Here is a 14,645-nt window from a genome sequence, read left to right on the forward strand (position 1 = left end):
TTGGTCCCCAGAAAGGATACCGGCAATGCGGACCGGACCCGGGCTGGTTGCCTCCCTCCCGACCGAGGGCGTGACGAAGGCAACATTTCGTCCTATTAACGGAATACGGACAACGTCATGGGCGCTGGCTAGGGTGGGAACAGGTTCCAATGCATGTTCCACGGTTTCCCGTGCTCTTACTGAAAGGCCAAGCCATGCCCTACCCGGTTGAACAGAATGAGAAGTTCGCAGCCTACGCCCACCCGGAGCGGCTCGTTTCCACGGAGTGGCTCGCGGCTGCCATCAAGGACGGCGCAGTGGCCAATGGCGGGCTGGTGGTGGTGGAGTCCGACGAGGACGTGCTGCTGTACGAGACCGGCCATATCCCCGGTGCCGTCAAGATCGACTGGCACACCGACCTGAACGACGAAGTGTCCCGCGACTACATTGACGGCGCGGCCTTCGCTGAGCTGGCGGCGTCCAAGGGCATCTCCCGGGACAGCACCGTGGTCATCTATGGCGACAAATCCAACTGGTGGGCCGCATACGCGCTCTGGGTCTTCACGCTCTTTGGCCACCAGGATGTCCGACTGCTCGACGGCGGCCGGGACAAATGGATCGCCGAAGGCCGCGAGCTGACCAAGGACCGGCCTGCCCCCGCCCGGGGCAGCTACCCGGTGGTTGAGCGCGACGACGCCCCGATCCGCGCCTTCAAGGACGACGTCCTGGCTCACCTGGGCAAGCCCCTCATCGACGTCCGCTCCCCCGAGGAATACACCGGCCAGCGCACCCACATGCCTGCCTACCCGGAGGAGGGCGCCCTCCGCGGCGGCCACATCCCCACTGCGGCATCCATTCCCTGGGCCCGTGCCGCCGCAGCTGACGGCACCTTCCGCAGCAGGGAGGAGCTGGAGGCCATCTACCTGGGCGAAGCCGGGCTGTCCGAGGGTGACGACGTCGTGGCGTACTGCCGCATCGGCGAGCGGTCCAGCCACACCTGGTTCGCCCTGAAGTACCTCCTGGGCTTTGATTCCGTCCGCAACTACGACGGATCGTGGACCGAGTGGGGCAACGCCGTGCGCGTGCCGATCGTCAAGGGCGCCGAGCGTGGTTCCGTTCCCGTCGCCGTCGGAGCCTGACGCAGGACCACCCGCGTAGACTTGGAACGATGACTACTCAAGCTTTGCCTTCCGCCCTGGCGGCAATCGTGGACGACTTCCAGGCCCTGTCCGAACCCGAGAGGCTGCAGCTGCTGCTGGAGTTCTCCGAAGGACTGCCGGAGCTCCCCGACCGGCTCAAGGACCACCCCGAACTCCTGGAGCAGGTGGTGGAGTGCCAGTCGCCGCTGTTCCTCACCATCGAGACAGAGAAGAACGACGCCGGTCCCGCCGGCGCCGTGCGGCTGTACTTCAAGGCCCCGGCTGAGGCTCCCACCACCCGGGGTTTTGCCGGCGTCCTGCACGAGGGACTGGACGGCCTGTCCGCGGAGGAGATCCTGTCCGTGCCGGACGACATGCCGGAGCTGCTGGGGCTCACCCGGGCCATCACCCCGCTGCGCATGAGGGGCATGACCGCCATGCTGGGAAGGATCAAGCGCAAGGTGGCCGCCGCCGCCAAGGTCGCCTGACCCCGCCTCCATGGCACGCAGGAACGGCTCCCAGGGAACCCCGGCCACAGCGGCTTTGACCGCGGCCGGGGTTCCCTTTGTGCTCCGCCCCTACACCCACGATCCGGCGGCCGCGAGCTATGGCACCGAGGCCGCCGAGGCCCTCGGCATTGATCCGTCCCGCGTCTTCAAGACGTTGATGGTGGACGTGGAGGGCCGGCTGGCCGTGGGCATCGTACCTGTCAGCGGAACCCTCGACCTGAAGGCAATGGCTGCCGCGCTCGGAGCCAAGAAGGCTGCCATGGCTGATCCCGCAGCGGCCCAGCGGCGCACAGGCTATGTGCTGGGCGGCATCTCCCCGATCGGCCAGCGCCAGCCCTCCCCCACGGTCCTGGACTCCTCCGCGTTGCGGCTGGAGACGATGCTGGTGTCCGGGGGGCGCCGCGGCCTGGACATCGAGCTAGCTCCGGCCGACCTCATCCGGCTGACGGAAGCTGTTGCGGCGCCCATCGGTTCGCCGGCTGCGGGCAACTCCCGTCCATAGCAGTGCAGGGGCTGGGAGCCCCTGGCTACTCGATGACGTACCGCTGCATCATGTCGTTGTCCTCGTGCTCCAGGATGTGGCAGTGCCAGACGTATTCACCCGTGAAGGATGAGCCGATGGCCAGTGGGTCACCTCCTGCCGCGGCCGCACCGAAGGGGACGCGGATCCGCGTCACTTCGCCAGGCATCGCCACCACGGTGTCCTTCCATCCCTGTTCATTGGCCGGCGCGGCCTTGGGACGGCCGATCAGGAAGGGCTTGACCGGTACAGCGCACCCCCTTCCGGGCGTGACGAGTCCGGTTTTGGGGTCTACGTAGTCCGTGGCCTCAAGGTAGGAGTCGGCATCGAACTTTTGCCGGTTGAGCACCTGGAACTGGGTGAAGTGAAGGTGGATCGGGTGGGCGTCCACGGTGGTGTTGATGAGTTCCCACTGTTCCAGTGTGTCTTGCTTCACCACCGTGATGTCGGGGCTGTCGAACATCCTGTTGTTCAGCAGCGCCATGATGGGAACGTCATCGGCGTTCGCCACTTCCACCAATGCCATGGACCTGGTGGCCACGGTGGGCAGTTCCACGAGCCGGGTGAGAGGCTCGGACCGCAGCTGGGCCGGCAGCGGCACCGTATAGCCGGGCTCGGAGAGGACAGTGAACTGCATGATTTGTGGGAGCGGGATGGCGCCGCGCTGGACAGATTCCGGCCCGTTCGGGAAGGGCACCCGGGCACTGTTGGCCAGGACCACCTTCGAACCTGCCTTCAGCCCGGCGAAGTCCACCACAATGTCTGCCCGCTCACCGGGTCCCATGACCAGCCTGTTGAGCCTGACCGGGGCGTCCAGCAGGCCGCCGTCGGACCCTATCTGGTGGAAAGTGACTGCGGTGCCGTCCGCGATGAACTTGAAGTCGTAGAACCGCGCGTTGGAGCCGTTGAACATCCGGAAGCGGTACTTGCCGCGGGCCACGTCCAGGTTGGGCCGGCATTTTCCGTTGACCGTGGCAACATCGCCGAAGAACTCAGGGGCCCAGGGCCGGGCTGCGCCGTCTGCGTCCACTAGTTCAGGGTTGGGCGGGTAGGCAAACGAGCCGTCCGGGTTGAACATGCGGTCCTGGATGACCAGCGGCAATTCATATGGCGGCGGTGGAAGATGTGTCCCGTCGCCGGTGTCGATGCCCGTACTGCGGGTGTCCCGGAGCAGGTAGCCACCGGCCAGCCCGGCATAGACATTCAGGCGGGTGAGGCCCAGCGCGTGGTCGTGGTACCAGAGGCCGGCCGCATCCTGGTTGTTGCCATAGTGGTAGGTGTACGAGGCGCCGGGCCGGAAAGTCTGTCCAGGGCCGCCGTCGGACGTTGGTGCAGTGTTGCCGCCGTGGAGGTGGACAGCCGTCCTGGGAGATCGGGCGTCGTTGCTGCCAGGCGGGACCAGCTCGGGGTCGATGGCGAAGGCAAGGGGATGCCGCCCAATATCGTTGTGGACGGTGAGGCTCAGGGGCGTACCCTTCCGGGCGATGATGACCGGCCCCAGGTAACTCCTGGATGATGCAGCGTCCTGGTACGTCAGCGTGTCGGTCAGGCCCATTTCGGCCTGGAAGCGGTGGCGGGAGTTGCGGGCCCACAACTCAAGGTTGCCGCCGGACCGCATGTCGATAACCCCCAGGTCGGCGAGCGCGGGAAGCTGCTCCGTAAAGGTACCGGGCGGGGAAACAGGGGCCGCCAGTCCCGGGCTGGCCCCGGATCCATAAGCCTGGGTCAGAACACCTGCACCGGCCACAGCGCCGGCCTGCAGCAGTTGTCGTCTTGTAATGCGCATTTTGGGGCCCCATTTCTTCGCAGCGGTATCCCCCCTTGGGCAGCAGGATAAACCTGTGCTTTAGTCCGTCATAGGGTCACGGGTCCCCTCTGTAAGGGGGTGGGCCACCCCGGTATGCCCTCCAGTCGGCCCCGCGGCCCGGCCGGTGAAATGGTCCATGGTTTGGTTGACCCCCAGCACGTCCATGACCCGGTCGAAGACGCCAACCGGAAGGACCCGCAGTGCCGGCAGCAGGTTCACGATGGGCGGCAGGACCAGCTTTCGGCGCCCGGCTTCGATGGCATCCAGGACCTTGGTTGCCACCTGCTCTTCCTGGAGGATGGGAAGGAGCCGGGGCCAGCGCGTCCGGACGCCGTCGAACATCCCCGTGTCGATGTAATAAGGGCACACCGCCAGCGTATTGACACCAATTTTTCCAGCGCGGAGCTCGGCACGGAGTGATTCGTTGAAACCGAAGGCGGCAAACTTGCTGGCGGAATAGTCTGTCTGGCGGGCGACGCCCACCAGGGCTGCAGCACTGGCAATGGTGACCACGGTTCCCCGCCGGCGGTCTACCATTCCGCCCAGGAAGCCGCGGGTGACCCAGTACAGGGCCATGACGTTGACCTTCATGGTCCTTTCGATGGCTTCTTCCGTGGAGTCGAGGAGTGCCAGGCCGCTGACCACTCCGGCGTTGTTGACCAGGATATCCACGGGTCCGGCAACAGCCGCCGCGGCCTTTAGGCCCCCACGGTCCGTGACGTCCACGGCATGGGCTTCGGCCAAACCGCCGGCAGCCCGGATCTCGTCGCGCACCGCCGTGCCGCGTTGGACGTCCACATCCCAGATCACCACCCGGCTTCCGCGCCGGGCTGCTCCAAGCGCCAGGCGGCGGCCCAGCCCGCTGCCGCCTCCCGTGATCAGCACAGTTGCGCCGGAAAGCCTGGTTCCCTGGGGCATATCAGTCCTCCTGCGATGTTGGCGGCGCGTGTCCCGGCGCCACGGGCAGTGTCCTTTGACGGCTTCGGGGTACGCGGCCCATCACCCTGATGGCCCCTTTCATGATCCGTGCGTAGGTCCGGTTGGACATGCCGGGAAGGGGTGCAACACGGAGCAGCCGCTGCACGGCGATGGTCTGCGGCTCGGTGTACTTGAGGATGCCTTCCCGGCCGTGGCGGCGGCCTGCGCCGGACTCCTTCATGCCCCCGATCGGTGCATCATGGGATGCCCAGGTGGCTGCGTAGCCTTCATTGACATTGACCGTTCCCGTCAGAAGCCTGCGGGCCACTGCCTCGCCCCGCCGGGCGGACCAGACGCTGGCATTAAGTCCGAAGTCGGAATCGTTGGCCAGGGCAACGGCTTCGTCGTCGTCCGTTGTGCGGTAGACGGCCACCACCGGCCCAAAGGTCTCTTCCCTGGCAAGGAGCATCTCCTGCGTGACTCCCGTCAGGACCGTTGGCTCGTAGAACAGCGGCCCCAGATCCGGCCGGTGCCGTCCGCCGGTGACCAGTTGGGCTCCTTTGGCGAGCGCATCCTGGACGTGGCGGTCAACCCGTTCCAGTTGCGCCGGGCTGATGAGGGATCCCATGCCGATGTCCCAGTCCGGTCCGGGAGCCATGCGGATGCCTTTCACCGCGGCCGCGAAGGCGGCCAGGAAGCTGTCATGGACGTCTGTGTGCACGTAGATCCGTTCGATGCTGACGCACAGCTGTCCGGAGTTGGAAAAACAGGCGTGTACCGCGCCGGCGGCGGCTTTGCCCACATCCGCATCGGCCAGGACCAGCATGGGGTTCTTGCCGCCGAGTTCGGCCGAGAAGCCGATCAGCCGCTCACTGCACTGCCGCGCCACGGTCTTGCCGGTCTGCGAGGATCCGGTGAACATCAGAAAGTCGACCCGCGCGATCAAGGCAGGGCCAATTGCAGTGCCGGGCCCTGTGACCACTTGGAACAGGCCTGCGGGAAGCCCCGCCTGCCGGAGCAGTTTGAGCATCAGCAGGGCGGTGAAGGGCGTCTGCGAATCCGGCTTCAGGACGATGCCGTTCCCGGCCAGCAGGGCCGGGACGGCGTCCGAGACCGCAAGGGTCAGCGGGTAGTTCCAGGGGCTGATGACCCCCACCACTCCCTTCGGAAGACGGTGTTCGGTGGTGCGGGTCAGGACCGGGGCGGCGCCCTTCCGGCGGCGCGGCCCAAGGTGCCGTTCTGCGGTGCGCGCGTAGTAGTCCGCCGTCAGGACCACGTCCGCAAGTTCCTCAAAGGCGCTCAGCCGGGACTTGCCGCTCTCTGCCTGCACCAGGTCCAGGATGTCCTGCTCCCGGTCCAGCACCAGCCGGCGGAAGCGCCGGATCACCCGGCAACGGTCTTCGACGGAAACGCCTGCCCAGTACCGCTGCGCCACGCGGGCAGTTCCGACGGCGGCATCAACGTCGGGTGCGCTGCACACGGGCACTTCGCCCACAAGCGTGCCGTCAAAGGGTGCGTGCGAAGCCTGCGTCGGGGCGCCCGGTGCTGCCGCAACCAGCCTTGACAGTCCCGCGGCGAGATCCCGGCCCCGCGCGCTCAAGGCCGCCGACCCGGGCTGTTGTTCGTGGAGTTGGTCCGCCATGTCACGCCCCCGCAGCGGTGTGCCCGGCCAGCGTTCCAGGGGTGAGCCCCGTGCCGGGGTTGAGGCGCGGAGCGAGCTGCTGCCGGAGCCAGGCCTTAACCAGCCGTTCCCAGCGCTCGGGGTCCACATTCCATTCCTTGGTGTGCCGTGCGTGGTTGAACGTCTCGAACGTGACCATCTCCGGGTTCCGTTCGGCCAGGAGCGCGGACGGTCCGTAGGGCACGTACTCGTCGTCAACGCTGTGGATGATCAGCGTGGGTGTCCGCAGCTCCACGGCCCGGGACACCCAATCCATGATCTTCAGGTCCACCGGTGCCGACAGGCCGGTCAGGCGGCGCCCCAGCGGGTGGCCCAGCATCAGCTGCCCGTAGCGGCCCACCAGCGACGGAATCCGGTTCAGCTGTGCATGGTGCGCCAACACGGTCACCCAGTCGATCACGGGTGCGTCAAGCACCATGGCCCGGATCAGGTGCCGGTACCGGGAAAGGTCCGCGGTCTGCAGGCAGATGGCCCCTCCCATGGACCAGCCGAACAGGACAATTTCCTCGGCCCCCTCGGCCAGCGCATACTCAATGGCGGCTTCGATGTCCTGCCACTCCGTAGAGCCCAGGCCGTACCGTCCGTCATCGGCCGACGGCGCCAGCCCGTCGTTGCGGTAGGACACCAGCAGGCTGGTCAGGCCCAGCTCCAGTGCCGGTCCCACCGCCCGCAGCGCTTCCTGCCGGGTGGCTCCGCGGCCGTGCACCATGATGGCCCAGGTGCGGGCTGTCCCCTTGGCCCGGACCAGCCAGGCCGGCGCTTCCCCGCGCTCCACGGGTATCAGCACGTCCTCGGCAGGAATTCCGACGGCGGCCGGGTCAGGGTAGGTGGCGCCGCTCCACCATCCCCAGCGGGCCGTGGACAGGTCGCCGCTGTAGACGGCTTCGACCTCGCGCAGGACCGTGCGTTCGGCCGGCGAGTAGGAGATGATGCGGCCGATCCGCGCGTGGCCCTTGCCGCCGTCGAAAAAGAATCCGTAAACCCCATCCACGGTGGTGTCGTCATTGGCGGCCAGGATCACCTGCTGCTTCTGCCCGTCCCGGATTACGGCCAGCAGTTCCTTGTCCGCTGCCCGTTGCCGGGCCGGGGTAATGACGCGGCGGGCAAAGTACACGGCGAGCGCGGACGAACCGGCGCCCAGCAGGCTGGCCACGGAGCCGCCGGCGACGGCTCCGCCGATGGCCCACTTCGCCCCCGGCGACATTCCGCCGGAATCCCTGGTGGTTGCAGTCATTGCAGGGCGCGCTCGCCGGAAAGGTGCCATGGGACTATTCTTACCGGCGTTACCGCCGATACCCGCATTCCCGGGCAGGAACGGCACGGCGGCGCACGGCTCTCCGGTCGTGTTCCGGCACTTTCTCCAAGTGCGGTGCGGGCGCCCCCGAGCGGCGCTAGGCTAAGGCCATGAGTGATCCGATCATCATCCTGACTGAAGAACCCCTGGGCGCGGACGACCGCGTGAACATTGAACGGCTGGTGGATGGGTCGGACAGCCGGCTACTGGTCCTGGTCCCTGCGAACACCGAGCGCCACCTGCTCGTGGACTTCCTCGAAAACCTCTCCATGCTGGACGTTGCCAAGGCATTCCGGGAACTCGCCGGCCGCAACCCGGACGCCGCCGCCGAGCGGGCGCACGCGGATGAAACGCTCGCCACCTCGCTTGCCGCGCTGGAGGGCCTGGGCTCGGGTGTGACCGGCCAGGTGGTGGAGGGGAAGGCGGTGGACGGCCTTGTGGCGAAGGTCCGGGAAACCGGCGCCTCGCAGGCCGTGGTGATCACCAGGCCGCATGCCGTGGCCGATACCTTCCACACCGACTGGGCCAACAAGGCGCAGGACCAGCTCGGTGTCCCTGTGCTCCACCTGTACGCGGGCTCGGGATTTATCGGCGACTCCTGAGCGTTGGGAATGCTATGAGCATCTTTGGAAACAGCATCTTCGGTAACAAGTCGGCAGGCGTTGTTGGCGGGGCACCGGCCAATGCCACGCAGGACCCTGCCCGGCATGACACTGCCACGCAGGACACCCCTCAGCAGGACTCCGGCATCCCGGAAACTACCGTCAGGAAGAGCGATGAACAGTGGCGGGAGGAACTGACGCCGGAGGAGTACCACGTGCTGCGGCAGGCCGGAACCGAGCGCCCTTACACCGGTGAGTACTGGGATACCCACACAGAGGGTGTGTATCAGTGCCGGGCGTGTGGCGCCGAACTGTTCACCAGCAACGAAAAGTTTGACTCGCACTGCGGCTGGCCTTCCTTCTGGGCTCCGCTGGCTGAGGGGAATGTGCGCTACATCCACGACAGGACCCTGGGCATGGAAAGGATTGAGGTGCGGTGCGCGTCGTGCGACTCGCACCTGGGCCACGTCTTTGAGGGCGAGGGGTATGGAACGCCCACCGACCAGCGCTACTGCATCAATTCGGTGTCACTCCGGCTGGTGGCCAGGGATGATGCCGGGGACAGTACGCCGGAAAGCTGAACCGGAGAGGGCAGCGTTCCGGGACTGATCCCACAGCGGAGGGACAGTCTCGATCCTTCCCGGAAACCATCGAGGCTAAGCATTTCTTACGAATGAGTTGTTTTGGCATAAGTCCTGCTGGTTGCTTGTTACGCTCACCGGAGAAGCAAGCAACCAGAAAGGCAGCCGACGATGACAGAGACCCTGACCACCGCCGTCACCGGGATTTCCGCACAGGACCACGACTGGCTCCGGCTCAAGGCCGCCGCCACCGCACTGCAGGCGCTCCAGGTCCAGGACGGGTCCGTCCCCAACCCCGCGGACCACGGGGAGGCAGCGCAGTACGTGGATGCCATTGTGGCCGCCATCCGGGCCCTGGCCCCCGCCTTTCCGCACGACGCCGACTACCTGGACGCCGCCTGCAAAGACTTCGAGGCATGGGCCGCCGGCGGCTTTCCTGTCCCCGACTTCCTCTCCTCGCTCCTGGCCTTCCAGCCGCAGGAGCACCGCCGCGACGGGCTGCAGCACCTTGTGGTGTTCCCTATGTACACCCAGAACGGCAGCAGCAACAGGCTGGTGGAGGCTGTGCTGGTGGAGGTCATCTGGCCCGAATTCATCGCCGGACTGGAGGCCGGGGACTACTCGAACAAGCTGTTCGTCCCCATCCGGTTCGTCGACTTCACTCCCGGCTACGACACGAACTCGGCCGTTCTCTTCCCCGAGACTGTGGCCGTCAGCCAGACCCCCACGTTCACATGGGGCGCCATCTTTGCCGACCGTGAAGCCGCCCGGTTCCGCCGCGTGCTGAAGGCCGCCGCGGAGATCACGGCCCTGGAGCTGCCGGAGGCCGCCGCGGAACTGCTCGCGGACCAGGACCTCACCGAGGCCACCTTCGTGATGTGGGACCTGATCCACGACCGGACGCATATGCGCGGAGACCTGCCGTTCGATCCGTTCATGATCAAGCAGCGGATGCCCTACTTCCTGTATTCGCTGGAAGAACTGCGCTGCGACCTCACGGCCTTCCGCGAATCCGTCCGGATTGAGAAAGACGACCACGCCGGCCCGGAGGCACGCAGGCACGCGAAGCTGGTCCAGTACGCCATCATCTTCGACCGGATCTTCCGCTTCGCCATCACCGGCACCCGGGTCCGCAACTACGACGGCCTGGGCGGCCAGCTGCTGTTCGCCTGGCTGCACCAGCAGCACGTGCTCCACTGGACGGACAGCAGGCTCAGCATCGACTGGGACCAGGTGGCAGAGGCCGTCATCGCCCTCGGCGCCAGGATCGACGAACTGTACTGGCGCTCCATCGACCGGCCCAAAACGGCCCACTGGCTCGCCGCGTACCAGCTGATCTCCGGAACGGTCACCCCCCACCCGGCATCCGTCTGGGCAAAGGGTCCGCAGGCCCTCCCGCTGGACGGACCTCCGCGCGGCCTGACGGACCAGGTGCTGGACGACGAATTCCCGCTGTCCATGTTCTACGAAGCCCTTGAGAAGAAAATGCGCCCGGTCATCGAATCCACTGCCGGCATCACCGGCCGCTCCGCGCTGTGAGCAGCGCCGGTCCGGCCGGGGGCGCGCCCTCCGCCCGGCCGCTCACTGTCCTGGTGGCCGGCGGCAGCGGCGCGTCGGGAATCGCCGTGGCGCGGGCACTGGCCGCCGCGGGGCACCGGGTGGCCACGGCGGGCTCCGACCAGGCCCGGATCACGGAGGCAGCGCGGAAAGCGGGCGACGGCGTCAGTCCCTTTGCGTGCGACCTGGCGGTTTTGGCGGACGTCCGGCGGCTGCGCGACGACGTCACCGGCGCCTTGGGGGCGGTGGACGGCGTGATCCACCTGGTGGGCGGCTGGCGCGGGGCCAAGGGCATCGCGGACCAGTCCGACGACGACTGGGACTTCCTGGAACGCGGCGCCATCACCACGCTGCGCAACGTGTCACGCGTCTTTTTCGACGACATCGCCGCCTCCACGTCGGGAAGGTTTGCGATGGTTTCATCCACTGCCCTGGATCAGCCCGCCGCAGCGGTCGCCAGCTACGTGGCGGCGAAGGCCGCCGCGGAAACCTGGACCATGGCCATGGCCGATGGCTTCCGCCAGGCCTCCGGGAGCAGCGGGAGCCCGGCGGCCGCCACCATCCTGGTGGTCAAGGCGCTGGTGGACGATGACCTGCGCCGCGCCCATCCCCAGCGGAAATTCCCGGGGGCAACGGACGTAACTGACCTGGCTGCCGCCGTCGTCCGGCTTTTCACCACTCCGTCCGCCGAACTCAACGGCGCCCGGCTCCGGCTGGCGGACTGACCGCCTGTCTGGCCTTGCCTGGCGTGGCAGTACCTAAACTGAAAGCGTGAGCAACCCTATGACCACCACAGCAGAAACCCGTGCGGCGCTACGGCTGCATGATCCCAACGTGCGCGGATTTGCCTCCGACAACTACTCCGGGGTCCACCCGGAAGTCCTGGCGGCCCTTGCCGCAGCCAATGGCGGACACCAGGTCTCCTACGGCGAAGACGACTACACCGCGCGGCTGCAGGAACTGATGGTTGACCACTTCGGCCCAGGCATCGAATGCTTCCCCGTCTTCAACGGCACCGGCGCCAACGTCCTGTCGCTGCAGTCCCTGCTCCCCCGCTGGGGTGCCGTGGTATGCGCCTCCACCGCCCACATCAACATGGACGAGAACGGGGCACCGGAACGCATCGGCGGCCTCAAACTCCTGCACGTGCCCACGCCGGACGGGAAACTGACTCCTGAACTGATCGACCGGGAGGCCTGGGGCTGGGGTGACGAGCACCGAGCCCAGCCGCTCGCCGTCTCCATCACCCAGACCACGGAACTGGGCACCTGCTACACGCCGGAAGAAGTCCGTGCCATCGCCGACCACGCGCACGCCAGGGGCATGAAGCTGCACATGGACGGGGCGCGGCTGGCCAACGCGGCAGCCCACCTGGGCGTGCCCCTGCGCGCCTTCACCCGGGACGCCGGCGTCGATATCCTCTCCTTCGGCGGCACCAAGAACGGGCTGCTCTTCGGCGAAGTAGTGGTGGCACTGAACCCGGAAGCCGCCCACGGCCTGGTCTACCTGCGCAAGATGGACATGCAGCTGGCCTCCAAGATGCGTTTCATGTCCGCCCAGTTCATCGCCCTGCTGGAAGGCGACCTGTGGCTGCGCTCGGCCGCACACGCCAACGCCATGGCCACCCGGCTGCGTGCCGCCGTCGACACCATTGAGGGCGTCCGGCCCACCCAGGAAACCGAATCCAACGGAGTCTTCGCCATCCTGCCCCCCGGCACGGCGGACCGTCTGCGCAAGTCCTTCCGGTTCTACGACTGGGATGAGGCGAAAGGGGAAGTCCGGTGGATGTGTTCCTTTGACACCACGGAGGAGGACGTCGATACCTTTGCTGCCGCGATCCGCCATGAGCTCCGGGAATACCGCGCCGGCCAGGCCGGGTGAGCGGCCGCCGACGGCGAGCCTTCCTGCCCCGGCCCGTCCCGCCCCGTAATCTGCCAAGGTGAACGCACTGGACCAGGTTCCCCCGGATTTTCTCCACGCCTTGGGAACCCTCAGAAAAGCCCGCTGCCGGAAGGAACTTCGCCTCGCGGAGATCCCAGCCCCCGCGCGGCTGGCACCCTTCGCCGTCGCGCTGGGCGCAGAGGTGATGGCACCGGGCGCCGCAACCCCGGCCACGCCGGTCCACGGACCTGCGGCCATGGCGTTTGCCGCCGCATCCGGAACGGCCGCCCCGGGACCGGCGGACGAGGACGAAACGGAGCTGGCCACCGGACGCTTCATCCTGCTGCACGATCCGGATGGCTCGGCGGTCTGGGACGGCGAGTTCCGGATTGTCACCTACATCCGTGCAGAGCTGGAACCGGAAATGGGCAACGACCAGATGCTGGGAACCGTGGCGTGGACCTGGCTGGTGGAGGCGTTGGAAAACCACAAGGCGGCATACCGGGCAGCCGGCGGCACCGCCACCCGCGTCCTCTCCGAAAGCTTCGGGACACTGGCCGGGCGGCCCGGGTCCATCGACATCGAACTCCGGGCCTCCTGGACGCCCGCTTCCTCCGACGTCCAGGCCCACCTTGAGGCCTGGTCCGACATGGTGTGCACGTTCGCCGGCCTGCCGCCGCTCCCCGACGGCGTCACCGCACTCCCACCCCGTCGGCGAAGCCAGCAGAACGGTTATGGGGCAGCCCGGTAAACTGGGGGCATCATGACCCCAAACATTCCGGAAAACACCACGGCCGGCGTCCCGGCTGCTGCTGCCGCATCCCACATCACGGTGGAGGGCTTTGACAGCCCCATCCCCGAAATCATCGACCTTGACTCCCCCCGGGACGGCGTTCCGCTGGTCATCGAAACTGCGTCCGGCCTGGAGCGGTGTGCCGCGGCCATTGCCGCCGGCACCGGACCCGCCGGCGTGGACGCCGAGCGCGCATCAGGTTTCCGCTACGGACAGCGCGCCTTCCTGGTCCAGATCCGCCGCGAGGGCGCCGGAACCTGGCTGATCGATCCCGAACCGTTCGAGAACCTGGACATCATCAACGACGCCCTGCGGGGCGTCGAATGGATCCTGCACGCCGCCACCCAGGACCTGCCCTGCCTTTCCGAGCTCGGGATGTGGCCGGACAAGCTCTTTGACACCGAACTCGCCGCGCGCCTGGCCGGGCTGCCCCGGGTAGGCCTGGCCGCCGTCATCGAGCAGCTGCTGGGATTCGGGCTTGCCAAGGAACACTCCGCGGCCGACTGGTCCACCCGGCCCCTGCCGGAGCCCTGGCTGCGCTATGCCGCCCTGGACGTGGAAGTCCTGACCGAACTGCGTGAGGAACTTATCGAGCTGCTGGAGGCGGACGGGAAACTGGAGTACGCCCAGCAGGAATTTGCGGCAATCCTCGCAGCGGGCATCGCTCCCCCGCGCGTTGACCCGTGGCGGAAGACCTCGGGCCTGCACCAGATCCGGGACCGCCGCCAGCTGGCCGCAGTCCGCGAACTGTGGCTGGAACGCGACTCGCTGGCGCAAAAACGCGATGTGGCACCGGGCCGGCTGCTCCCCGACTCGGCCCTCGTCGCCGCGGCGAAGGCCATGCCCGCCACCGTCCCACAGCTGCTCACCACCAAGGGGTTCCACGGGCGCGCTGCCCAGCGCGAAGCGCCGCGGTGGCTGCGCTGCATCGCGGCCGCCCGGGACCTGGAGGACCTGCCACCCCTGCACCTGGCCACCAACGCCCCGCCGCCGCCGCGGGTCTGGGCCGACCGCGATCCGGAAGCCGCTGCCCGCCTGGCCACGGCCCGGCCCCTGCTCCAGGCGAAAGCCGAGGAATTGAACCTCCCGCTGGAGAACCTCCTGACGCCCGACTACCTCCGGCGCGTGGCCTGGCGGCCGCCCGCGGACGTCACTGAAGACTCGATTTCCGCGGAATTGCGGACCCTGGGCGCCCGCCCGTGGCAGGTGGAACTCACGGCTCCGCTGATCTCCGCCGCCTTCCTGGACCCGCAGCCGCTTCCACCCAAGGAACCCAAACAGGCCGCTGCGGCGGCCGGCCAATAACCTTTTCGCGTCAGCCCTTGCAGGCTAAGTTACTCACGAGTAACATCGGTGTGACCGACGCCAGGTGAGTGCCGCACTC

At 67.4% G+C, this 14,645-nt stretch carries 14 protein-coding genes; 10 read left to right on the forward strand and 4 right to left on the reverse strand.

What is annotated here, in order from left to right:
• Positions 1 to 194 precede the first annotated feature (194 nt).
• Genes AC3ANU_RS14215 through ybaK form a run of 3 tightly spaced genes read left to right on the forward strand, consistent with a single transcriptional unit; the run spans position 195 to position 2,129 of the window.
• The gene (locus AC3ANU_RS14215) at positions 195 to 1,118 is read left to right on the forward strand and encodes a sulfurtransferase (protein WP_018770763.1); all 924 of its coding nucleotides are present in this window, start codon (positions 195 to 197) and stop codon (positions 1,116 to 1,118) included.
• Between the two features lie 29 nt (positions 1,119 to 1,147).
• Complete coding sequence (locus tag AC3ANU_RS14220; RefSeq protein ID WP_056393656.1) at positions 1,148 to 1,606, forward strand: SufE family protein; 459 nt, start codon at positions 1,148 to 1,150, stop codon at positions 1,604 to 1,606.
• 10 nt (positions 1,607 to 1,616) lie between these two features.
• Complete coding sequence (gene ybaK / locus AC3ANU_RS14225; RefSeq protein ID WP_134164352.1) at positions 1,617 to 2,129, forward strand: Cys-tRNA(Pro) deacylase; 513 nt, start codon at positions 1,617 to 1,619, stop codon at positions 2,127 to 2,129.
• 25 nt (positions 2,130 to 2,154) lie between these two features.
• On the opposite strand, the gene AC3ANU_RS14230 is transcribed toward ybaK, so the two are convergent.
• The 4 genes from AC3ANU_RS14230 to AC3ANU_RS14245 are packed head-to-tail and all read right to left on the reverse strand — an operon-like array spanning position 2,155 to position 7,787.
• Complete coding sequence (locus AC3ANU_RS14230) at positions 2,155 to 3,933, reverse strand: multicopper oxidase family protein (protein WP_488314748.1); 1,779 nt, start codon at positions 3,931 to 3,933, stop codon at positions 2,155 to 2,157.
• Between the two features lie 60 nt (positions 3,934 to 3,993).
• Positions 3,994 to 4,872 carry an SDR family oxidoreductase gene (locus AC3ANU_RS14235; protein ID WP_488314749.1) on the reverse strand — a complete coding sequence of 293 codons (879 nt, stop codon included), beginning with the start codon at positions 4,870 to 4,872 and terminating at the stop codon, positions 3,994 to 3,996.
• A gap of 1 nt (position 4,873) precedes the next feature.
• Positions 4,874 to 6,514, reverse strand: a complete 1,641-nt coding sequence (locus tag AC3ANU_RS14240) for a succinic semialdehyde dehydrogenase (RefSeq protein WP_488314750.1) — start codon at positions 6,512 to 6,514, stop codon at positions 4,874 to 4,876.
• A gap of 1 nt (position 6,515) precedes the next feature.
• Positions 6,516 to 7,787 (reverse strand): alpha/beta hydrolase family protein, encoded by a 1,272-nt coding sequence (locus tag AC3ANU_RS14245; protein WP_488314751.1) that lies wholly within the window; start codon positions 7,785 to 7,787, stop codon positions 6,516 to 6,518.
• A 170-nt stretch (positions 7,788 to 7,957) separates the two neighbouring features.
• On the opposite strand from AC3ANU_RS14245, the gene AC3ANU_RS14250 reads away from it, so the two are divergent.
• The 7 genes from AC3ANU_RS14250 to AC3ANU_RS14280 all read left to right on the forward strand — a co-directional run bounded on the left by AC3ANU_RS14250 (position 7,958) and on the right by AC3ANU_RS14280 (position 14,566).
• Positions 7,958 to 8,449 carry a hypothetical protein gene (locus AC3ANU_RS14250; protein WP_142073487.1) on the forward strand — a complete coding sequence of 164 codons (492 nt, stop codon included), beginning with the start codon at positions 7,958 to 7,960 and terminating at the stop codon, positions 8,447 to 8,449.
• A gap of 14 nt (positions 8,450 to 8,463) precedes the next feature.
• On the forward strand, positions 8,464 to 9,030 hold the full coding sequence (gene msrB / locus AC3ANU_RS14255) for a peptide-methionine (R)-S-oxide reductase MsrB (protein ID WP_488314752.1): 567 nt from the start codon (positions 8,464 to 8,466) through the stop codon (positions 9,028 to 9,030).
• Between the two features lie 171 nt (positions 9,031 to 9,201).
• Entirely contained in the window at positions 9,202 to 10,569 is a 1,368-nt protein-coding gene (locus AC3ANU_RS14260) for a DUF6421 family protein (protein ID WP_488314753.1), read from the forward strand.
• Entirely contained in the window at positions 10,566 to 11,312 is a 747-nt protein-coding gene (locus tag AC3ANU_RS14265; protein WP_018770753.1) for an SDR family NAD(P)-dependent oxidoreductase, read from the forward strand. The genes AC3ANU_RS14260 and AC3ANU_RS14265 overlap by 4 nt, the downstream gene beginning before the upstream one ends.
• 58 nt (positions 11,313 to 11,370) lie before the next feature.
• A complete protein-coding gene (locus tag AC3ANU_RS14270; RefSeq protein ID WP_018770752.1) occupies positions 11,371 to 12,468 on the forward strand; it encodes a threonine aldolase family protein in 1,098 nt (365 codons plus the stop codon).
• A 58-nt stretch (positions 12,469 to 12,526) separates the two neighbouring features.
• Positions 12,527 to 13,219 carry a DUF3000 domain-containing protein gene (locus tag AC3ANU_RS14275; RefSeq protein WP_056393644.1) on the forward strand — a complete coding sequence of 231 codons (693 nt, stop codon included), beginning with the start codon at positions 12,527 to 12,529 and terminating at the stop codon, positions 13,217 to 13,219.
• Between the two features lie 12 nt (positions 13,220 to 13,231).
• Positions 13,232 to 14,566 (forward strand): HRDC domain-containing protein, encoded by a 1,335-nt coding sequence (locus tag AC3ANU_RS14280; protein ID WP_144599647.1) that lies wholly within the window; start codon positions 13,232 to 13,234, stop codon positions 14,564 to 14,566.
• Positions 14,567 to 14,645: the final 79 nt, after the last annotated feature.

It is taken from the genome of Arthrobacter sp. SDR-2R (assembly GCF_057747955.1).